Annotated in this window: 1 protein-coding gene; it reads left to right on the forward strand. The window is 67.3% G+C overall.

The window, feature by feature from the left end:
• On the forward strand, positions 1-568 hold a 568-nt coding region (locus PMI11_RS31455; protein ID WP_007825554.1), incomplete at both ends, for an HlyD family efflux transporter periplasmic adaptor subunit.

A 568-nucleotide genomic window follows, 5' to 3' on the forward strand; every position in this document is an offset into this window, starting at 1 on the left:
TCGCGCGACGCCCGCCTCGATGTCGAGGCCGATATTACCGCCGTGCGCGGCAAGGCCGACGAGGCAGTCCACGCCTATGCCAAACTGCGCGCCGACCGCCAGGCCTTCATCGAGGATTTCCGCCGCGCCGCGATGGAACAGCTCGTCGACCTGCGCAGCCAGCGCGACATGGCCGGCGAAGAGCAGAAGAAGATGGAACTGCGCCGCAACATGGTGGCGCTGACGGCGCCTGCAGACGCCGTCGTGCTCGATCTCGCCCAGCGCTCGGTCGGCTCCGTCGTGCGCGAGGCCGAACCTGTCGTCACGCTGGTGCCGATCAACGTGCCGCTCGAAGCCGAAGTCTCGATCAACACCCGCGACATCGGCCGCATCGCCGTCGGCAAGGAAGCCCGCGTCAAGCTCGACGCCTATCCCTTCCAGAAATACGGCACGGCCTCGGGCGAAGTGCGCACGATCAGCCAGGACACGTTCCTCACCGGCCAGCCGGAACAGACCGCCACCCCAAGCCAGCCCGCGGCACCGTTCTTCAAGGCGCGCATCCTGCTCGCGGATACAAGGCTGAATGCGT

The organism is Rhizobium sp. CF142, from assembly GCF_000281145.1.
Classification (GTDB): domain Bacteria; phylum Pseudomonadota; class Alphaproteobacteria; order Rhizobiales; family Rhizobiaceae; genus Rhizobium.